The organism is Streptomyces sp. NPDC056580, from assembly GCF_042793175.1.
Taxonomy (GTDB): domain Bacteria; phylum Actinomycetota; class Actinomycetes; order Streptomycetales; family Streptomycetaceae; genus Streptomyces.
In genome coordinates, this window is record NZ_JBHTVE010000004.1 from 65,218 (window position 1) to 85,983 (window position 20,766).

Consider the following 20,766-nt stretch of genomic DNA (forward strand, 5'->3'; position numbering starts at 1 on the left):
GACGCTATGCCAGTTGCTTGCCGCGGGCGAACAACGCGGCCTCGATCTGGTCCGGAAGGACGCCTGCTCGCTGGGCTCGCTCGTGGGCGAAGGACAGATACCGGCCGTAGCAGGGTGTTGTCCATCCGCTCGCGCGCCACTTCTCGCCGGTGTCCTCGGCCCGCAGAGCCAGTGCGACGAAGCGGTCCAGTATCAGCGGACGCCATGCCGCCGCGCTCCGCTCGTGACCGGCGAAGTAGAGCACCTTCGTAAAGAATGCCGGGCCCAGATGTTTGATCCGCTGGTCGTTGTTGAAGGCGTAGTACGCCGCGACGGGGCCCTCTTCGCGGAGTGTGCCCAGGGCGGCTTCCAGGCGTGCGTCGATGTCCTCGGCGGAGGCCGCCGCGAAGATGTGAGCGCGACGCGCGACCGACCGGGCCTTGGTTCCCGTGCCCCAGACGAGGGCGGCGGTCAGCAGGTGCCGACGGCCTTCGACGGTGTCCGAGCGGCGGGCGACAGCGAACACCGTGTTGCGGTCGACCCTCCGTCGATCGGCCACCGCAGGGCAGGCGTCGAGTTCCGGCGGCCACCAGTCGGAGCTGGGCAGATGAGTCAGCCAACGAGCCCGGTCGAAAGGGATCGCCTGGCTGAGCACCCCGTCACGGCCGGGCACGGAGAACCCTGGCGGTATGGATTCCGCGTCGGCCGACGCCTGGTGGCAGTCCGCAGCGCTCTTCCGCATGTACTGCTCCTCAGTCACCTGATTGCCGGGTGAATCCTATGCCTCAGTCCCACACGGGCAGCCAAAAACGGCATCTACTGCGAGGTCGAGGGTCAACTCCGGCGTATCGCTCAGGCCGGGCAGGCGGCCCGTGTGGTGGCGTTGCCCCAACGCATCATCAAGTAGTGGTTTCCGCCGATCTGCGCCACGGCGTAGCGCGTGTACGGCCACGTGTCACCCGCGCTCTCCCGTTGGGTCACGAGAGCCCGGCACGCCTCGCCGGCGGCCATGGCCGCCCATGACTCGGCCTTGCCCTCGGTCCACGGTGCGTAGTCGGACCAGACGTACATCACGGAGTTGCCCGGGTTGAAGCCCACCTTGATCTCCGCGTTGCCGAGCACGCGGTCGGTCCCGAGGACCTGGCGCATGGAGTTGCTCCGCTGGATGATCGTTCGCGCGAGGTGGTCCGCGACCCGGATCTCGTCGCCGTCGGTGCTGGGGATCATCGCCTGCCCGAGGCCGTCCTCGTCCGGTGCCCAGTCCTGCGCGTTGCCGTACGCGTCCTGCCCGCCGCCGTCGTCGGCCGCCACCTGGCACTTGGAGTTGGTGACGAAGTCGTCCTGCCAGGTGACCTCGGGGTCCTGGCCCGGTTCCTCCTTCACCATCACGTACCGGCGGTACCGAAGGTCCGGGTGCAGACGCAGTACGACATCCCGCGCCGTCAGGCACATGTTCCTGGCGATCTCCGTCTCCGCGTACATCGCGCCCTGCTCGTCGGAGCTGAGCGTGTACGAGAGGTAGACCTCTCGGCGCGACTCGTGGAAACGCACGGCCTCCGGGGAGAAGTCGGCGCCGTCACTCAGCTCCTGGGCGACGACACCCTCGTCGTGCAGGACCGCGCGCGCCACGTCGTGCTCGCCCGCGCCCTGAGCCGCTCGCGCCTGGCGCCAGCTCTCCGCGGTCGCCTCGTCGCCGCTCGCGGCCCGCTGCTTCGCCGCCGCGCCGCTCTTCACCGTCTTCGCGGACGGTTGCGCCGATCCGGCCGACGAGGACGACGATGCGGAGGCCGCCGCCGACGACGCGTGCGTGTCGGTCTCCGTGTTCCCGGGCAGCAGCGCCGCCACCCCTCCGGCCAGGCCACCGATGACACCCGCCGCGAGGACCAGGCCGCCGACCAGCCGCTTCCTCGACCGCTTCCGGTCCGCGGTCAGGTGCCATGACGGATCGTCCCCGGCCGGCACGTCCCATACGGCCGCGACCATGTCCACGGCCGTCGCCGGTCCCGAGCCGGCGCCCCCCACCTGGGTCGCCTCGGAGGCCAACCGGACCGCGCACTCGTGTGCGGCTTCGGCGGCCGCCGGGCGGTCACCGGGTTCCCGGGACAGCGCCTTCTCCACGATCTCGCGCAGGGCGGTGGGGACGCCGTCCAGATCCGCCTCACCCGACATCACGCGGAAGGCCACCACGTCGGGTGCACCCGCTCCGAACGGCAGCCGCCCGGTGGCCGCGTAGGCCACGAGTGCTCCCCAGGCGAACACGTCGCCCGCCGGGCCCGCGGTGCCCTGACGGTACTGCTCGGGGCTGATCCAGCCGGGGGTACCGGTCATCACCCCGGTCCGGGTGACGCTGGTGCCGTCGGCGGCGTGGGCGATGCCGAAGTCCAGCACACGGGGCCCGGAAGGGGTGAGGAGGACGTTCTGCGGCTTCACGTCGCGGTGCACCACTCCCACGGCGTGAATGGCGGCCAGCGCCTGCGCCGTGGCGGCGGCGAAGGCGTACAGGCTTCCCTCGTCGAGGGGCCCGCGCGCGCTCACATGCTGGTTCAGCGTCGGTCCCGGCACGTAGGCGGTGGCCAGCCACGGCGTCTGCGCGTCCGGATCGGCGGCGAGCAGCGGGACGAGGTGCGGCCCGGTGACCCGGGAGGACAGTTCCACCTCGCGCCTGAACCGGGCCCGAAACTCGGGATCCTGGGCATGCTCGGGGTGGACCACCTTGACCGCCACCCGCATTCCGTCGGAGGTGACTCCGGCGTGGACGGTGCCCATGCCTCCGGCGCCGAGACGGCCGACGATGCGGTACGGGCCTATGCGGGTGGGATCGCCGGGGCGGGCGGGCTGGACTCTTCCACCGGAGCCGTTCTCGCTCACGCACACTTCCTTGAACTGTTGGTCTGCCCCAGCGGGTCAGCGGACTGATGGGAAATCAGAGAAATCGGAGGTCCAAAGACGCGGCGAGCACAGCAGGGGCGGATTCACCGGCGCGGCAGGTCGGCCACGGTGGGCAGGCAGGGCTGTAATGCTTCTGTGTGCTGACGGGGTGAGGGGTCAACGACGGCTGTGATGCGCCGCGAGGGCCCTCAGCTCGTTGACCCAGAGCTCCACGTCGTCGCCGGTGCGTCGATACGGAGCACGGCGGGCCAGTTTGAAGAAGCCGCCGGACGGCATGCGCGTCTCCTGCCGCACCACCAGCGCCGACAGCATGGGCAACGAACCGTCTGGATTGCCGCGAGCGGAGGCGTCTTCCAGCAGGTGAGGCATCGGCCCCTCGTGGGCCGGCACCGGATGGTCGAGCCGCTGGAGTTCATCGCTCAACTGGCCGTACTGCAGGGGCTCCGCCCCCTTACGTGCTCCGTCCCGCAGAATCCCGATGAGAGCGTCCAGCGCCTGTTCGTATGCGTGGCTGCCCTTCCGCATGGGCGGTCCCCTCCCCGTGGGCCATGTGCTGCTGGGCGAGCCTATGCCTCCCGCGCGCCGATGGACAGCCTGAGCGTCGATTCAGGTGGCGAATCGTTGTGAACTCAGCGCACGACAGACCATACTGATGGCCTTTGGCAACGGTTGCCTCGTGGGGGTGGCGGGCTACCCGGTCATCGGGCGACCGAGCAGGTCGTCGCATCAGCAGAGTGGGAGGGCTTGGGCATGGGTGGGAACGACGCCGCCAGAGTGAGGTTCCTCGAGTTGGGGTGCAGTCTCGAAGACGCCGACACTCTGGTTCGTGCGGGCATCGACCCGGACATCGTCGGAACCCGTGCCTGTGACGCCGTTCCCTTCGCCTCCGCTGCCGTCCATCACGGTCTGGCTGACCCCAACGGCTGGCTGGAGGCCGCAGGTGGCGATCCGGACGAAGCATGGAAAGCCTGGGCGATGGACTCCGTGGAGGGTCCTATGGGCGCAGGGGATGACGAGGGTGACGGAGAAGAGTACGACGAGGGCGACGGCGGCTGTCGCGTCTATGGCTGGGTGAGTGCCTACATCAGCAGCGTCGGCCCGGGTGAGTACACCATCGAGCTGTACGACGATCTGGGGCTGCCGGGCAATGCCACCTACGTGGACACTCTGACCTTCTCCCTGCCCGTGACCGCTGTGGCCGGTTCTCCGGGGGACCGGGACGCCTGCGTCATCAAGGCGGCCACCGAAGAACTCGCCGCCTACGGATGCATTCCGGGATCCGATTTCCTCGGCAGGGACGGCAGCTTCAGCGTCCAGGTGCAGGCCAGCGATCGCGCCTTGGAATGGCTCGAGGACCAGCGGTCGGTGGCGGAGAAGCTTGAACTGCTGCTCGCGGGGCTGCACGGTCTGCTGGACGATCCGGCGGCTGTTCGCGCAGGCCGCGACCGGCCCGGCATCGAGGTCATCGCGGAGCCCCGCCCCGGCGGGCCGGGCTCCGGAAGGCGCTCGCACATCGATCGTCGACTGGAACGACCGCGAATTGTTCTTGCAGGAGGTCGCTGACCAGCAGCCTGACCAAGTCCTGATCGAGCGGTATCACGGCGGCTGGGCCAAGCGCCTTGACGGAGCACGCGACCTGAAGCATCCCGGTCTGCGCGGTCTGAAGCATGTGCGGGCGGAGGCGGCGCGGCGCGATGACGAACTGAGCGGCTTCACCGCGCTGTTCCGCTCTCGCCACCAGGTGCATCGTCACCAGGTCCAGGCCGACTGGGCGGAGGAACTCGGCCGCCGGGTGAAGGCGTGGGAGCGGGACATCAGGGCCGTGCGGGAAGAACAGGCCTGCTTTCCCCACCTCAAGCGGTGGGGAAAGCAGCTGTGCGAGGTTCTGCTGAACGATGAGCAGTACCTGGCGGCTCAGACGCCCTCGGCTCAGGACCGTCGGGGCGCGGACCTCGCCCGCAGCATGTTCGGCCCCGACTGCCCCGTGCAGTCCGTCTACATCCGGCGCGCCCTCGCCAAGGCGCGGGCCAGGCGGACCGAACTCCTCCTCGAGCGGCAGCGGGAGCAGTGGAAGGCCGCCGTTCCAGCCTGGGCGGCCCGGCTGGCCGTCTCGGCGGACTTCCAGCAGGGCACGACCGCGGAACGCGCCATGCACGCCAGCAACCTCCTGTACGCGCACGACCCCGCGGCCGACACACCCGAACTCGTCCGCCTGCTGCGCACCGCGGCTGCCGCTCTCCTGCCATCTGATGGCCAGAGGGCCGCCGACAGGGCCGCTGCCGCTGGTCACCACCCGGGATAGCGGTCCCACCAATGCGGGTCCCAGCCGGCGGTGTACTCGCCGCCGCTGGGGGAGTCGGTGAGCTGGGCGACGAGGTCGCGGGCAAGGGTGTCGAGGACCCAGGCCAGTTCGTGGCGGCTGATCAGATCGACGGGCAACGCCTCCGCGCCGTGCAGCGCTCCGAGCAGCGCCCCGGCCACGCAGGCGACCGAGTCGCCGTCCGGCGCTCCGGCGGCGAAGCGCAGCGCGGCGCCCACCTCGGCTCGGTCGGGGAAGGAAGCGGCGACATACAGGCCGCCGAGCAGTGCCGAGGGCGCCGTGGCGTCCGGTGCGAGCCGCGCGAGCCGTCCAGGGTCCGCGGGGTGATCGTCTGCCTGCGAGAGTGCCGCTTCGAGCTGCTCGAGTTCACTGTCGGTCAGGGCGTCGGTGCGGGTGAGGGCGCGGACGCCGTCCCTCAACGCCTGCCGCACCTGCGGTCGCTCGCCGGCCGCGGTCAGGCAGTAGCTGACCAGCACGGCAGCGTGGGCCGCCGCGGAGTGCGCGACCGGGTCGCCGTGGGTGAGGGCGGCGAACTGGCGGGTCTGTCCTGCCCAGTACGCCCGGTCGGTACCGGCGACGGCCACAGCGACAGGCAGGGTACGGGTGAGGGCGTGGCAGCCGCGGCTGGCCGTGGGCCTCTCCACCATGCCGTGCTCCGTCTTGGCCAGGGCGGCCACCGTCGCCGGTGCCGAACCGCGCCGCTCGGCCAGCACGGGAACCTGGGCGAGCCAGCCGTCGGGCTTGTCGTCGGGCCAGGACCACCGCTTCGCCTTCAGCCCCTGCAAGGCCGCCCACCGGCAGTAGGCGTGCCACACCACCCCCTTCGGAGCACATATCCCCTTGTGCTTGCCGCGCACGAAGGCACGGATCACGCCCTCGGTGGTGAAGCAGGCCAGCTGGGTGCTAACTCCTGCCCGCAGCGTGCCGTCGGCCGGCAGCTTGCCCCGAGCGGCGCCCAGCGTGTCACCCAGAGCCAGACCGAGCAGCAACCCGCGCACTCGGGACATCGCTTTCTTCTCCTTCAGGAATTCCCTGGCCCACTTCCGCTCTCCGACCGTGCCCTCCACTCCCTCGTGGCCGGTGGCCCGGTCCTTCTCCCGGCTCCGCGCAGAGCTACCGCCGGAGCGGCTGCCCGCGGCCAGGTCGAGCACCGCATTGAGCAACTCGGGATGCGCCGACAGCTGCCAACCGTGCACCAGTACGTCGCGCAGGTCGCACAGCGCGGTCTCGGCGTCGGCGCCGGTGGCCAGGTGGCTGTAGAGCGCGGCGACGGCTGGTGTGCGGCTCTGTCCGGCAACGCAGTGGAGCAGGACCCGCTTGCCCTCCTGACGCAGTCGCAGTACCTGACGGGCGGCCTGGTCCAGCGCGTAGTGGAGGTTGGCGTTCTCTCCCTCGCTGTCCACCAGCCAGACGCGCAAGTGTTCCACGTCTGCGCCGGCCAGGATCGGGTCGGAGCCGATACGGCACAGAGAGACCACGGCGTCGACCGGGACCGCCTCCGTACCCTGGGCCAGGGCCAGATTGCCCAGCACCACCCCCGCGTCGTGCGGGTGGGGGACAGCGAAGCCGCGGGGGGTGGAGGACGAGACGGGCATGCGCGCGGCAGAGGGCCAGCCCGCGGCGTCGTCGCTCCCGCCGCGGGCGGTGAGCACGGCCAGCCGGACAAGGTCGCCCCCGGTGAGGCCGGGCCAGCCGTGCACGTCCCGCTGCCACTCCAGCGGGATGCCGGAACACCCCCATCGCGCGCCGAGCAGGGCGCCGGCGATCGCCGCGACGGTGTCCGTGTCGGTGCCGGCCCGGACCGCCGCTTCCAGGGCGAGACGTAGGTGCTGCGCGGGGAAGCTTCCCTCGGCGGGGTTCAGCTCGGGGACCGCGGTGCGGGTGACGGCCGACCAGGCGGCCTGCAGAGCATGGATCACCCAGCCGTTGTGGGAGAAGTGGTGCGGTGGGTGGGCCTCCGCCTCGTCCAGCCGCTGCGCCCACACGCCCCGACGCTCCGCGGGGAGGAGGTCCAGGCCGGCGCGGACGCCGTCGAACGTCCCGTCGAGCACCGCGGTGCGGATACCCGAGCACCACAGCACACAGGCGTCGGCGCAGTCGGGGTCCGGGTGGGTGAGCGCGCTGACGGCGACGGCAGCCTCGGCCATCGCGGCGGCATCACCGAGGTGGGCCAGGGCGACGATCCCGGTGCGCATCAGCGAGCCGTTGCCAGCGCTGCGGTCGTTGCCGGCGCTGAAGCGCCGCGCGGCCTCCGCCATCGCCGCACCCGGTGTCTCGGCCCCTCCGTCGACTGCGTTCAGAACAGCACTGGTCTGGGAGCCGACATCAGAGGCCCCCTCGCTCAGCCAGCGTTGGAAGTTGCGGGCGATCGCGTCGAGAGACTGGGACGTACGCAGATCGGCGCCGGTCGCCGCCACCTCAGCGATGCAAGCCTGCATCTGGGTGTCGTCGGAGTACTCGCCGGGCTCGTACGGTCCCAGCCCGCCACCGATCATCTGCGGCTGCTGGTCTGCGCGCAGCGTCGCCTGGAACTCGTACGGCACGCCGAGTGCGTCGCCCACGGCCGCACCGAGCAGCACACCGGCGGCACGATCGGTGCCCCGGGCGTCCAGGCTGGGGTTCGGTATGTTTCTGCTGGACATGGGACTCCGTACGGTCGGCGGCACGTGGCAGGCGCCTAGAAGGCGAACGGCCAGTCAGGATTGATGGGGCGTCAGCTTGGCACGATGACTTCGTTATCGTCAAGTAGACGATAGTTGAAGCTCTCGGCCGGTCAGAGGCCGGCGAAGTCGGGTGCCCAAGTGAGCCGCAGACCGACACTTCCGGCCAGTGCGGCCCAACGGGCCAAGGACGGGGGCCTCTCGAGGACCAGAACCGGAAGTAGAACGGTATTGGGGTGCATACTCCGCAATTGGTGGGCGTAGTCGAGGACTTGTCCAATGCCCAAGCGGATCTGCTGTTCCTCACGTGCTCCGGTCAGGCTCTTGACCTCGGCGACGAACACATCTTCACCGCGAGACCATCCGGCGTCGAACTGGGGGGCGCCGGGAGCGTGGGCACGTGCCTCGACGCCCTGGCGCGACAGGTGCGCGATGAGCGCACCGACTGTCCCTTCGTGTGCGGTCGTCGCCTTGTCGAGACTGCTGAGGTCCAGCGACAGATCACCGGACGGGCGTCGGCCCGTGTGCCGTACGCGCAGAGAGGCGCCGAGAATGCCGCCGCCCTCGGTCGTATCGGCTGCGACGGGACGTACGCGTCCGGCACGCGCCTTTCTCAGCTCCAGGCACGGCGCGGGACGTCCCTTGAGTAACTTGGAGAAGCCGTCCGCGTCCACGACACAGACGTGCCGCCCCCGGCTGCGTTCGGCTTCGGCGTCCACGAGCGTACTGCTGTAGGCGCGACGGTCGTCGGTCACGACCTTGCTGGCCAGATCGCCGTAGACGACGAGGGTGACCTTCCGTGAGAAGTCGGTCTTGGTGACCGCACCTCGCTGCCCGGCTCTCTTGGCGCAGGTGGCTCTGACCGTCCACACGCCGTCGACGAGAACCCGGCCCGTGAAGCAGACCGTGTGGCCCTTGAGTCCGTGCACCGTACCCCTGCATGCCTCGTCCAGCACAGGCATCCCTCCCTCAGTCGTCGTCCGGCGACAGCCAGTCGATGTGCCGCAGTACGGGCACGATCTTGAAGCACGTGAAGGCCACCACAGGTGTCTCGTCATCCGCTGCGGGAAAGAACAAGGCGTGCTGCAGTGGCTTCTCGTGCTGCGGATCGTCGAGGTCCACCAGAGGCAGATTCGGGCGGACGACGGCGGGCCCCAGGCTCACGCCCTCCCGGGCGGTCAGCTCCCGGAGCCGGGTCAGCCCCACCTGGTCGGCGAGATCCGCTGTCGTCAGGGACTTCTTGACCCGCGGCCTGTCCTGGCTGTCCACGTAGGTGGGGAACACCATGATGCGCAGTTCCCCTCGCCGCTCGGTGGTGTAGATCCCCGAGCGCAGCCTGTTGTGCAGGTTGGAGAGGGCTGCGGGCATCTCCGGAACAACCGTGGGCTTGTAGAGCACGACATCCCGCTCGCCGTTCGCCCAGTGGTTGTCATGCACCGTCAGCACGGGCTGTCCGGGCAGCCGTAGCTCCCATTCGATGGCGCTTGCCCGGGAGATCACACCCGAGCAGGTTGCGCCTGTCTTCTCCCTGCGCGCCCCGTCGCTGCGGGCCAGCGCGAGGCCGTTCATTAACCGCACGAGTGATCTCCCCCTACCGGTGTGTCCGACCACATCAGTCCCGCCGAGCCAGATCCAGTGCCGCCACCCCCACGAACCAGTCCAGCACCTCGCAGATCTCGTCACCGTGCTCGGCGAAGACCGTCACCGGGAAGGACGGGCGCAGCTCCAGCTTCGCCTCGGGCAGGTCGACACCGTCGATCTTGTTCAGGCGGTTCAGCAGTTCCCGGCGCTGTTCCGTGTCGTCGAAGGGCGTGCGGGACTTCAGGTGCTGGAAGACCACCTCGACCGTGCCGCTCACCGGGTAGATCGCGACCGGCCAGAGCAGATGGGGGCTGCGGCTCGTCCCTGCGTCCAGCATCGGGAAGCAACTGGTCTCGTCATGACGGCCATAGTTGACGTAACCGCCCTGCCGGCGCCAGAAGTCGAGCGCCCCCATGACACCGGGGCGCGCGTCCGGCCAGTGCTCCTGCAACTGGGTGCGGAAGCGCTCGGCCGCCGCCGCGTCCTCCCCCTCGGGGAGCGCATCGTGCGCGGCGGGCTGTGTCACGTCCTTGCCCAGCAGCGTCGCCAGCTCCGCCGCGGTCAGGCGTTGCGAGCGGTGCGCCCGGCCCCAGGTGTCGAAGCGCACGCCCTCGCTCGTCAACAGCTCCTGCGGCGGCTGCCGGTCGTCGCCGTCCGCCCAGCGGAAGGAAGGGGAGATCTTGCCTTCCGAGGTGAGCACTCGGTAGGCGCCGATCACCGTCGAGTTGCCGCCCAGGTATGCTCCGACGGCCACCGGGTGGCTGCCGATCAGCTCGGCGACGTCGCCGTACGTGGTCCACGTGCCGCTCGGCATCGCCACCAGCGCGGCTCGCAGCTCGGCCCAGCCCGGGGACTCCTCACCGGCCGGCTTGACCCCGCCGATCGGGCCGGGCCACAGGTCCACCGCGCGCTCGGACAGGCGGTCGGCACGCGCCAGGATCTCCGCCTTGCCCCAGCGCTGCGCCGAGGCGATCTCGAGGTTCATGCGCAGGGCGCTGGAGTCGAGGATCTGCTGCTTGCGCTCGAAGGGGTGGTTGGACAGCTTGCCGTTGTCGCCGGTCAGCGTGAGGTTGCCGAGGGTGTGCACCAACAGGTCGTGCAGTTCCTGCGGAGTCTGGTTCGGTTCCGTCTCCTCGGAGAGGAGGTCGAACCACGCCGGAGCGGGTCGCTGCGGCAGGACGTGCTCCACGCTGAGGGACGCCTTGGCGAAGTCCACCGGCTCGGAGGGACGGTAGCTCTCCTCCAGACGGCGGAGGATGTAACTGCGCTGCGGAGGACGGCCGCTCCAGTAGAACGGCTTGGTGCGGATCGCCTCGCGCAGTTCCTCGTCGCTCGGCCAGCGACGGCGACGGCCGGAGAGGAACCGCCGTACCGCCTCGGCGGCGGGCCGGTCGGTCTCCAGCTCCTTCGGGGCCTCCATGAAGATGCGGTTGAGGTTGGTGGTCGGCGTCTGGCAGATCAGGCGCCGCACCAGGTAGGACTCGACGTAGCCGAGCGCCTGCGCCGCGTCGTCCGGAGTCGTCCGGCCGGCCGCGAGCAGGTCCAGCAGGTGCAGTGCGAGCGGGTAGTGCGTCTGGCCACCCCAGGAGGCCAGACGCTCCAGGACCGCGTGCAGGGCGGGGGACTGCTCACGGGCGGGCTCGACGATGCGCAGGAACCTCCCGGCGCGCTCGGCCAGCTGCTCGATCTCGCGCTGCAGCGCGTCCTCGTCGCCGGCCAGCGGCTGGAGTCGTTTCTGCTGTTCCCGGTAGATCTCGCTCTGCTTGGTCTTGTGGTGGCCGCGGACCACCAGGTCGAGCCAGACCAGCAGTTCGAGGTTCTTCGGGCCCAGGCTCTGCTGCATGGGCAGCCACAGTTCCTGGTAGATCCGTTCGCCTCGCTTGGGCAGCAGCATGAAGACGTAGTTGCGCAGCAGGTCGCTCTGGCTGAGCCCGACACCCGTGTTGTTGATCGACTCGAAGATCCGGTAGACGTTGTCACCGGACTCGGCGGTGATCTCCACGATGGACAGCAGATCCTTGAGAGCCGTCTCGACCGTGGCGGTCCATCGCTCGTCGCCCGCCTCATGACCCTCGGCGAGCGCGCCGCGGAAGAACCGGTAGGCGGCCCCGACGTTGTCGCTGCCGCCGGCCTCGGCCCGGGACTGGACGCAGGCGGTGTACGCCTCGCGGTCCGCCTGCGTGGGAAGCAGACGGTAGTGGTCCGCACCCTCGTGGAACTCGTTGACCAGTATCTGGCGGTGCACCCGGTCCACGCCACGCGCGTCACCCGTCTCCTTCAGATGGTCCCGCAGCGCCGTGAAGGCCAGCATCAGAGTGGTCAGCCGCTGCTGCCCGTCCACCACCAGCCATCTCTGCACCCCGCCCGCCTGGATCTGGCCCGGTGCGAGCACCACGGAACCCAGGAAGTGCGGCGCCGCCGCCTCACCGGCCAGGTGCTGTTCGACGAGTTCCCCGACGTCCTCCCACAGCCGCTGGAGCTGTTCTCTGCCCCAGCTGTACGTGCGCTGGTAGAGCGGGACCTGAAACTGCTTGTCACCTTGGACGAGCTTGAGGAAGGTGATCTCCTGGGCGCGCATGCGCTTCCTCTCCTGTGGGCGTTTCCGGCCGGGTGCACCTGCCTGTTCCGTCCATGCCCGGGTTGGCACCGTCCGGTCGGCGACTCTTCGACGAATCTATGCCTTTTCAGGCGTTGTTGTCGGTCGATGTCAAAGCCCTGCGGCTGGAGATGCGCGGCGTGGTCTCGTTGAGCCATCGCGCCGCCAGTCGGGGCGAGACATCGACCACTTGCATGTGCATGGCGCGATCACTTCCCTGCGGGGGCGGGCAGCCCATGCCCACACTGGTGGTACCTGGGCATCATGGCGGCCAAATGTGAACTTAGTCAACACGTCTTGCGTGTCTGGCTGCGGGCCGTGGTGGGGGAGTTGGTGTCGGTACTGCCGCTTGATCGCTTGCCGGTGGCGATGTGTGCCGAGTGAGGCGCAATGCGAGGTGCGGTTGTCAGGGTTGCTGATACTCTCCCGGCGTGTGCTCAGTTCACATATGAGTCGGCGCGTCAGGGGGGCGCCCAGTGGCCGGCTTGGGGGTGACTGAGCGGGATTCACTGAGCGGGCCCCCAGGGGCCCCAGCGGCAGCGGGGTGGGGCGTGTGAGCCAGGACGACATCGGGCTGAGGAACGGCTCGCGGCCGGTCGGTTCGGTTTTCCAGTACGACGACGGCCTGTACGTACGAGTGGACGAGGTCGTGCCGTACGAACTGGCCGACGATGACGACAGTCACGGGTACCGGCCGGGTGACGACCTGGTGCGCTGCACTCTGCACCTCAGCAACGGAACCGGTCGGCCCGTCGACACGGACGGCATCACACTGCTGGTGCGCGGTGGGCCCTTCGGCAAGACCGCTCGAAAGGTGCAGGACTATCGCAGCAACGTGCTCGACGGCGAATTCGAGGGCACCCTGCGTACGGGCCGCAGAGCCTCCGCGACGTGGGCGTACAGCATTCCGGCCGGCACTGCCGGCGATCTGGACATTGAGGTCCGTTTCGCGGCCCCGCACGACCGCGAGAGCGTCACGTTCACCACCGCCGTGGCAACCTCCCTCGGCACTGGCGTGCCCGACACCCGCAGCACACCCGTGATGCATGATCAGTCCGCGTTGTTCGGTGTGCAGCAGCCGTCCCTGTTCACGAGTGAGGACCCCAGGACACCGCCCGTGGTTGACGACATCGCCGGCTTCCCCGGCAGAGCCGGCCAGCACGGCACCGGCTTGGTCCAGCTCAACGCCGTCCCGTCCCAGCCGGCCGGCCAGGAGCGCCGGGTCGCGCCGGCGCATGCGCCGCAACCGTCCGCCGATGAGCTCGACACCACACGGGTCCGGCAGATCTTCCGGTTCCTAGCCGAGGCGGAGGAGTCGAAGACGCGCCCCGTGCGGACCCTGGACGGCGCGGCCGGCACCGTGTGGTTCGACGAACTGCCGGACGACGACGGCATCGAGGTGATGATCGACGGCGTACTCGACGCCGACGAGCCGGCCTGGCTGACCGTCACCCGCCCCGAACGGGAGGACGCGCCGCACCTTGAACCGCTGCTCGCGCCCTGGGTGGACGAGACCCGCATCCGCGACTTCAAGCAGACCCGTGCCCCGCTCCTGCGCCGTCGCATAGAACCCGAGTTTCCCGACTGGACCCAGGGCATCCCGCTCGACAAGACCTACCACGAGCTGGACGAGCATCCTCACCGCGAAAAGATCGAGAAACTCTACGCCACCTGGGAGCAGGATTGGCTCGCGTGGGCAGAGCGGCGCCGCGTGATTGACCCCGTAGTCAGGCTGTACGACCGGCTGCACAAGATGCACGAGGACGCCGCCAACCTCGGTGAGGCCTACGAGCTCGTACTCGGACTGGGCCGACTGACCTGGCAGACGTCCTCGGGGCAGCGGGTGGAACGGCACCTTGTCACCCACCGGGCAACCCTCCGACTCGACCCGTCCACCGGCACGCTCACCGCCGCCCCGGACCCGACCGGCGCCGGCCTCGAGCTCGAGGAGGGCATGCTCGAGGGAGCGCAGCACGTGCCCGGCCCCGTACGGGAGCAGATCGTCGAGGTACTGGAGGGCGCCTCGGACGTCACGGACCCCGAACACCTCGACGCCGTTCACACCGCACTGCGTAGCTGGGTCAACGCCGCGCACAGCGCGGGCAGCTACGCGCCGACCGTGGAGCGTGCCAAACCGCGCAGTCTCGACGTCCCGCAGGTTGGTCTCACCCCCGCACTCGTCCTGCGGGAGCGCAGCCGCCGCTCGACCATGGACGCGCTCAAGGCCATTGCCCGGCAGATCGACGCGGGCGTCCCGCCCACCGCTCTGCTCAGCTACATCGCGGGCCGGGACGGCGCGCTCACCGCAGCGGACCTCGCGGCCGCCGAGGACGACAGCGCCGCGGCCACCGGCGGTGAGATGTACTTCGCGCTGCCCGCCAACGAGGAGCAGCGCACGATCGCAGAACGCCTGCGGGCGAACCGGCTCGTCGTCGTTCAGGGGCCGCCCGGCACCGGCAAGACGCACACCATCGCCAACCTGGTCACGGACCTGCTCGCCCAGGGCAAGCGGGTCCTCATCACCAGTCACACCCCTCGCGCCCTCCGCGTGCTGCGCGACAAACTGCCGGAGTCCATCCGTGACCTGTGCGTCAGCCGCACCGAGGACGGCGCGGCCGCCCAGCGCGAGCTCGAGGCCTCCGTACACAGGATCCTGAGCGAGTACGCGGGTTACGATGCGAAGGCCGCAAAGAAGCAGATCCAGTCGTTGCAGTCGCGCCTTACCAAAGCCCGCACCGCCCAACAGGCCATGCTGCGGGACCTCGCGGTGCTGCGCGAGCAGGAGACCCACCGGTTCGAGGCAGAGATCGGTGACTACAGCGGCAGCCTCCAGGAGATCGCCGAGCGTCTCACCCAGGAGGCACGGCAGTACGAGTGGCTCGGCCCCGTCCCGCAGGAGCAGCCCACGCTGACGGCGGACGACGCCGTGCGCCTGCTGCACTCGACCCGCGCCTACACCCCCCACCACCAAGCCCTCGCCGCTGAGGTGCCAGGCCGCTCCGAACTGCCGGGCCCCAGTGACTTCGAGGAAGCGGTGCGGGTCGTGCGGTCCGCCGAGGACGCGCACGCCGCCGCACGCCAGGACCCGCTCTGCGCGGGGTACGACACGGCCGTGCGGAGCCTGACCGAGTCCGAACAGCAGCGACTGTCCTCGGCGCTCGACGCCTTCGCCACCGCCCGCGCCGCCTCGCTCGCCGCCCCCGCCGGTGACTGGGCCGCGGCACTCCTGAAGCAGGTGACGGAAGGCCAGGACTGGCAGGTACGCAGCCGCCGGGCCGCCGTCGCCGAGGCCCTGGCAGCCGTCGACGCCTCGCTCGCCACGCTGGGCGCGGCCATGGTCAGCGGTCTCGAGCAATACGATCCAGCCACGGCGCTGGCCCAGGCCACAGCGCTGCACGACGGTCTGAGCCAGGGCCAGAAGCTTCGCGGGCCTCTCGGTATCCGCTCGAAGCTGGCGAAGGCGGTCGGCACGTTCGCGGAGACCGTACGGGTCGACGGACGGACCGCGGAGGACGCCGCGACGGCGGCCGTCGTCCTCGCCCGCGTGCAGCTCGAACTGCGTCTGGCGCAGGTCGAGGCCGAGTGGGGCACCATCGCCACCGCCTGGCAAGGGCACGGGCCGCGCCTCGCCCGGCTGCGTCAGGACGCGGAGGTGCTCGACTCGTTGCTCGCCGTCGCCGCCGCGCGCACCGATCTCTTGGCCGCCGCGGCCACCTCGCCGGCGCTCGCGGTCGCCGGCTGGCACGACAAGTCCGTCGAGAACGCGGTACGCGTCCTCCTGCGCGCGGCGACCACACTCCGCGCGGCCGAACAGTCCCGCAAGGTCATCGCGGACAGCGAGGAACTGCTCCGGGTGTGGAGCGACCGGCGCGGCGTCGCACCGGCGGTCGCCCGCGCCCTCGAAGCCGTGCGCCACCGTGACACCGACGGCTACCGCTCGTTCAGCGACGAAATGACGGAGGTGCGCGAGGCCGCCCGGCTGCGTGCCGAACAGGACACGGCGCTGAGTCGTGTCCGTGAGGCCTTCCCGGCGCTCGCCGACCGCATCACCGACACCCACGAGGACACCGTCTGGGATACCAGGCTGCCCTCACTCAGCGACGCATGGGCCTGGTCCGCGTGGCGTGATCGCATGGAGCGGCTCACCGACCCCGATGCCGAACGCGCCCTGCGTAAGCGACTGACGGAGGCCGACGACGAAGCGCGCATCGTGCTCGCCCGACTCGCCGCCGCCCGCGCCTGGCATCGCTGCCTCGGACTGCTCACCGGCGACCAGTCCCGCGCGCTCAGCGCCTACCAGCAGGCCGCCCGACGCGTCAAGGGCAAGTACCAGCACCGCTACCGGCGCGACGCCCAGGCAGCCCTGCGCAAGGCACAGACGGCCGTTCCGGCCTGGATCATGCCGCTGCACCAGGTCGCCGAGACCGTACCCATGGACCGGCCCGGCATGTTCGACGTCGTCATAGTCGACGAAGCCAGCCAGTCCGGTCTGGAGGCCATGCTGCTGAGCTGGCTCGCCGACCGGATGGTCGTGGTGGGCGACAGCAAGCAGGTCAGCCCGTCCAATGTGGGCCTCAAGCAGGACGAGTACTTCCACCTCAGGGACCGCCTGCTCACCGCGCTGGAACCGGACGTGCGCAGCCTGTTCGGCCCCGACTCCAGCTTCTTCGACCTCACCGAGGCGCTGTCGGCAGGCCGCGGCACGCTCATGCTCAAGGAGCACTTCCGGTGCATGCCGGAGATCATCTCCTTCTCCAACGAGCTCTGCTACAACCGCAATCTGCTGCCCCTGCGGCAGTACGGTGCCGATCGACTGCCCCCGGTTCGCACCGTGCACGTCGAGAACGGGGAAGCGCTCGGTGCCAATTCGCGGCTGGCCAACCTTGCCGAGGCCGAGGCACTCGTCGACGCGGTCGTGCGCTGCTGTGCCGACCCCGCCTATGACGGAAAGACCATGGGCGTCATCAGCCTGCGCGCCAGCAAGGCACATCTGGTGGAACTGGAGAACCTGCTCGCCGAGCGCCTCGACTACGAGCAGCGCGAGGAACGGCGCATCCGGGTCGGTGATGCCGAGGACTTCCAGGGCGACGAACGCCACATCATGTTCGTCTCCTGCCTCAACTCGGCTACGTCCGCCGCCGGAACGGTCCCGGGCGGCTTCAACGGCAAGACCTATGAGCAGCGGATCAACGTGGCGGCATCCAGGGCCCAGGACCAGGTGTGGGTGTTCCACAGCGCACGGGTCGAGCAATTCCACGAGAACGACCTGCGCCGGCGCTGGCTCGATCACCTCACCCGGCCCACGGAGGAGGACACGGCCGCGTTCGAGGGCGAGGTCCTGCCCGACGTGCGGCACGAGGCGTTCGACAGTCTGTTCCAGCAGCAGGTGTACCTGGAGCTGACGTCGCGGGACTATCGGGTCCGGCCGGGATACAGGGTGGGTCGCCACACGATCGACCTGGTCGTGGAGGGGGGTACGCGCCGGCTCGCTGTCGCCTGCGACGGTGACGCCTTCACCGAGGGTGAGAACGCCTCAACGGCGGCGGCCCGCCAGCGCGACCTGGAACGGGTCGACTGGACGTTCGTCCGGATCCGCGGCAGCCGTTTCCACCTCGACCGTGAGCAGGCGCTGGCACCACTGTGGGCCGAGTTGGAACGGCTGGGCATCGAGCCGGTCGGGGAGGAAACGCAAGAGCCGTGCACCGCGGTCGGCGTCGAACACACAGGCGGGACGGAAACGGTCGGCGAGGGCTTCACGATCGAGCAGCCGATCGACCCCGGCGACGAGACGAGCCTTGTGGGAGCGGCGACCGAGAGGGCTCACCTGTCCGGTGGTGAGCACCTGGCGAAGCCTGCGGACCCGCGCGAGTCGCTGCGCGGCCCGGTCGGGGAAGCGACGGCCATGACAACGCAACCACGCACGCCGCCGTCGGAAACCGCGGCCGCCGCCGTACGCTCCGCCGGCATGACCCGGACGGCCGATCTCGAGGGGCGGCAGACACCGGCGCGGGGACCGCTGGCGGTCCGGGGGATCCCTGCCGCGGCCTTCCAGCGACTCGTCCGAGAGGTGCAGCAGTTGCGGGCGGCCATCGACGCTCCCGACGAGATACCTGACGGCGCGGACGCGGCCCAACTTGTTTTCCTCAAGAAGACCCTTGCCGACCAGCGCGACCGGCGCACGAAGCGCCTCACCTTCGTACGCACCTTCCTCGACGCCGTCAACGTCGAGCGGGAGGCAGCCACCCCGGACGTCGTGATACCGGGCGCGCTGCTGGTCCTGGAGTTCGACGGTGAGGTCGATGACGACACCCTGTACACCATCGCCGAACTGCCCACCGAGGAGGCGGACATCGTCTCTCCGTCGTCTCCCCTCGGGCACGCGCTGATGTGGCAGCCCGCAGGACGTGAGATCTCGTACGACGCGTCCAAGGGCAGGACGCGCAAGGTGGTGGTCCGGGACATCCGGGTCTGAGTACATGCAAGAGCCGGCCCTGTCGCCCGCACCGCATGGTGCGGGCGACAGGGCCCTCTGCGGCTCAGTCGGCGACCGGGTCCAGCAGGCGGCTGCGCTCTCCGCTCCAGGAGAGCGCCAGCGCGTCACGCGCCCTCGTACAGGCCACGAACAGCAGACAGTGCTCGGCCAGCAGATCGGAACGGTGTTGTACGGCGTCCTCGTCGGCGGGCGTCACCTGCGGAGCGAAGGGAAGGACACTCGACGTGACGCCCAGCACGGCCACGCAGCGAAATTCCAGTCCCTTCATCGCGTGCATCGTCGCGACCCGCACGCCCGACACCCCGGGGCCCGGGTCGTCCTTGACCGCGACCGCCGGGACGCCCTCCCGGCGCAGCCGGGCGATGACGGCGTCGACCAGGGTGTTGAACCGGGCGCACACCGCCACCTCGGACGGCTTGACCCCGTCTTGCTCCACCCAGACCCGGACCTGTTCCACGAGTGCGCGCAGCTCGTCGTCCTGGCTTGCATAGCCCCGGGCCACCGGCACGCGGCCGTGCAGTTCGGACCGGTAGCCACGCAGCGAGTCGCGGCCGCCGTCATCGTCGTCGTCCTCCCCGAGCCGGCCCACCGGCTGACCGTCGAGAAGCGAAGCCGACCAGCGCAGAATCTCCTCGGTGCTGCGGTAGTTGATGCGCAGCCGGGACGTACGCCCACGCACGTCGATACCCAACGAGCGAAGGGAGACCCGGGAGTCGTAGATGCGCTGATGCGGATCGCCGACGATGAACAGGTCGTCGGACTGCGGGGCGACGCAGGCCCGCAGTACCCGCCACTGGGCCGGGTGCAGATCCTGCGCCTCGTCCACCACGACGTGACGGTAACGCGGTCCATGATCGGTCAGGATCCGGGCGGCTTGGTCGCACAGCATGGTGTATGTCGCGGAGTCGCGGGACGCCAGGTCCCCGGTGAACCGTTCGATCACCCGCCACAGCCGCGCCCGTTGCACCCGACCCACCTGGGTGCCGCGCCCTCTGCGCACACACCGCAGGTACTCCTCGGGCGTCCGCAGGCCCTGAGCCAGAACGACACCTCGGAACTCCTGCGAGAGGAAGCGCTCGGACCACGGCAGGTCCTCGCGCGCGGCGGCGCGCGTCCAGGCACTCTTCTCGGCCGCCGCCGACAGCGGCTTCGGCGAGGTCCCCCGCGCTTCGCGTATGACCCGGGCGGCCAGCGAGTCCACGGTCGTGACGTCAACACGTTCCAGGAGGTGCGCGTCGGTGTCGCCGAGCAGGAGGGCCAGGCTGTCGCGTAGGGCGGCCGCCATGGCGTTGGTGAAGGTGGTGAGCAGGATGCGCTCGCCCTCGCGTCCGGTGCGCAGCAGGTGCCGTACCCGGTGAAGTGCGACGACCGTCTTCCCCGTGCCGGGGCCACCCGTCACCTGGGCCGGTCCGTTGAAGCCGGGGTGGTATGCGTACCGGCGCTGTGCGGGGTGCAGGAAGACGCGCCAGCGGGTGAAATCCTCAGTGAGGATGCGTTCCAGCTCACCGGGGCCGGTGACCTCCACAATGCGGTTGGGGGTGTTGAGGATCGCCTCGCTGAGGGTGACGGCCGGCCGGTCCTGCGCCGTGCGCACCGTCTGACCGCGCGGAGCGATCAGCTGCTCCCAGACATCCTCGGGCGAGTAGTCGGCCGCCAGATACTCCAACACCTCGTACTGGTCGGCGGGCATCATCGGCGGCGCCATGACGGTCAGGTCGTCGGTGGTGACGCATACGCGTGCCAGCCGCAGAACCTGCTCGTCGATGCCCAGGTCGCGCAGCACGGTGTCGGAGTGCTCGGAGAAGAGGCGTGCCGGGGTCTGGTCCGCCTTCGTCTCGAAATAGGTCTCCATCTGCTCGAGCGCCTCGATATTGCGCACTTCCAAACCGCCTGTGGCGCCGTTGACCGAGTACGCCCGCTTGCACGCCCAGTTGATCGCCTCGTCGTGCGGAGCGACTCTCAACAGCGTGTACAGCTCGCTCCCGTCGTCCGGGGCGAGCAGGACGCCTCGGTAGAACCGGGTGATCCGGATCGTACGGATCCGGGGGTCGCGCGCCCCTTCGAGCTTCTCCAGGTGCATCCCCTTGCTGGCATGGAGCTGATGCACGGTCAGGCTCCGGAACATCTGGATGGCATCGTTGACCTCCTTCTGGACCGGTCTCTGCAGGGAGATCAAATCCGCAACGAAGTCGTCGGAGAGGGCGAGACGGGGCATGGGCGTCCTCGGGGCGCGGTGGGCGGTGAGCGA

11 protein-coding genes are annotated in these 20,766 nt (G+C 69.8%); 3 read left to right on the top strand and 8 right to left on the bottom strand.

What is annotated here, in order from left to right:
* Window positions 1–4 precede the first annotated feature (4 nt).
* From ACFQ9Z_RS09245 to ACFQ9Z_RS09255, 3 genes are all read right to left on the bottom strand, one after another.
* Window positions 5–721 (bottom strand): hypothetical protein, encoded by a 717-nt coding sequence (locus tag ACFQ9Z_RS09245; protein ID WP_383013283.1) that lies wholly within the window; start codon window positions 719–721, stop codon window positions 5–7.
* A 110-nt stretch (window positions 722–831) separates the two neighbouring features.
* Entirely contained in the window at window positions 832–2,847 is a 2,016-nt protein-coding gene (locus ACFQ9Z_RS09250; protein ID WP_383013286.1) for a serine/threonine-protein kinase, read from the bottom strand.
* A 177-nt stretch (window positions 2,848–3,024) separates the two neighbouring features.
* Window positions 3,025–3,393 (bottom strand): hypothetical protein, encoded by a 369-nt coding sequence (locus ACFQ9Z_RS09255; protein WP_383013289.1) that lies wholly within the window; start codon window positions 3,391–3,393, stop codon window positions 3,025–3,027.
* 225 nt (window positions 3,394–3,618) lie between these two features.
* Between ACFQ9Z_RS09255 and ACFQ9Z_RS09260 the strand changes: the two genes are divergently transcribed.
* Together ACFQ9Z_RS09260 and ACFQ9Z_RS09265 are read left to right on the top strand one after the other, a co-directional pair.
* The gene (locus tag ACFQ9Z_RS09260; RefSeq protein ID WP_383013292.1) at window positions 3,619–4,431 is read left to right on the top strand and encodes a hypothetical protein; all 813 of its coding nucleotides are present in this window, start codon (window positions 3,619–3,621) and stop codon (window positions 4,429–4,431) included.
* On the top strand, window positions 4,415–5,170 hold the full coding sequence (locus ACFQ9Z_RS09265; RefSeq protein ID WP_383013295.1) for a hypothetical protein: 756 nt from the start codon (window positions 4,415–4,417) through the stop codon (window positions 5,168–5,170). Before ACFQ9Z_RS09260 ends, ACFQ9Z_RS09265 begins: the two co-directional genes overlap by 17 nt.
* On the opposite strand, the gene ACFQ9Z_RS09270 is transcribed toward ACFQ9Z_RS09265, so the two are convergent.
* The 4 genes from ACFQ9Z_RS09270 to ACFQ9Z_RS09285 all read right to left on the bottom strand — a co-directional run bounded on the left by ACFQ9Z_RS09270 (window position 5,155) and on the right by ACFQ9Z_RS09285 (window position 12,007).
* The gene (locus tag ACFQ9Z_RS09270) at window positions 5,155–7,830 is read right to left on the bottom strand and encodes an ADP-ribosylglycohydrolase family protein (RefSeq protein ID WP_383013298.1); all 2,676 of its coding nucleotides are present in this window, start codon (window positions 7,828–7,830) and stop codon (window positions 5,155–5,157) included. The two genes, ACFQ9Z_RS09265 and ACFQ9Z_RS09270, sit on opposite strands and share 16 nt — an antisense overlap.
* A 131-nt stretch (window positions 7,831–7,961) precedes the next feature.
* On the bottom strand, window positions 7,962–8,804 hold the full coding sequence (locus ACFQ9Z_RS09275; protein ID WP_383013301.1) for a hypothetical protein: 843 nt from the start codon (window positions 8,802–8,804) through the stop codon (window positions 7,962–7,964).
* Window positions 8,805–8,817: 13 nt separating this feature from the next.
* Window positions 8,818–9,417 (bottom strand): hypothetical protein, encoded by a 600-nt coding sequence (locus ACFQ9Z_RS09280; protein WP_383013304.1) that lies wholly within the window; start codon window positions 9,415–9,417, stop codon window positions 8,818–8,820.
* A gap of 43 nt (window positions 9,418–9,460) precedes the next feature.
* Window positions 9,461–12,007: a DUF262 domain-containing protein gene (locus ACFQ9Z_RS09285; RefSeq protein WP_383013307.1), complete on the bottom strand. Its 2,547-nt coding sequence runs from the start codon at window positions 12,005–12,007 to the stop codon at window positions 9,461–9,463.
* A 571-nt stretch (window positions 12,008–12,578) separates the two neighbouring features.
* On the opposite strand from ACFQ9Z_RS09285, the gene ACFQ9Z_RS09290 reads away from it, so the two are divergent.
* A complete protein-coding gene (locus ACFQ9Z_RS09290; protein ID WP_383013310.1) occupies window positions 12,579–18,497 on the top strand; it encodes an AAA domain-containing protein in 5,919 nt (1,972 codons plus the stop codon).
* Window positions 18,498–18,561: 64 nt separating this feature from the next.
* Here ACFQ9Z_RS09290 and ACFQ9Z_RS09295 read toward each other — a convergent pair whose 3' ends face one another.
* Window positions 18,562–20,733 (bottom strand): UvrD-helicase domain-containing protein, encoded by a 2,172-nt coding sequence (locus tag ACFQ9Z_RS09295; protein WP_383013313.1) that lies wholly within the window; start codon window positions 20,731–20,733, stop codon window positions 18,562–18,564.
* Between the last annotated feature and the right edge of the window lie 33 nt (window positions 20,734–20,766).

What these genes read in the sequence shown, in the direction of transcription:
- ACFQ9Z_RS09260 (WP_383013292.1), top strand. Translation starts at nt 3,619, where the DNA reads ATGGGTGGGAACGACGCCGCCAGAGTGAGGTTCCTCGAGTTGGGGTGC.
- ACFQ9Z_RS09245 (WP_383013283.1), bottom strand. Translation starts at nt 721, where the DNA reads ATGCGGAAGAGCGCTGCGGACTGCCACCAGGCGTCGGCCGACGCGGAA.
- ACFQ9Z_RS09270 (WP_383013298.1), bottom strand. Translation starts at nt 7,830, where the DNA reads ATGTCCAGCAGAAACATACCGAACCCCAGCCTGGACGCCCGGGGCACC.
- ACFQ9Z_RS09255 (WP_383013289.1), bottom strand. Translation starts at nt 3,393, where the DNA reads ATGCGGAAGGGCAGCCACGCATACGAACAGGCGCTGGACGCTCTCATC.
- ACFQ9Z_RS09280 (WP_383013304.1), bottom strand. Translation starts at nt 9,417, where the DNA reads ATGAACGGCCTCGCGCTGGCCCGCAGCGACGGGGCGCGCAGGGAGAAG.
- ACFQ9Z_RS09285 (WP_383013307.1), bottom strand. Translation starts at nt 12,007, where the DNA reads ATGCGCGCCCAGGAGATCACCTTCCTCAAGCTCGTCCAAGGTGACAAG.
- ACFQ9Z_RS09295 (WP_383013313.1), bottom strand. Translation starts at nt 20,733, where the DNA reads ATGCCCCGTCTCGCCCTCTCCGACGACTTCGTTGCGGATTTGATCTCC.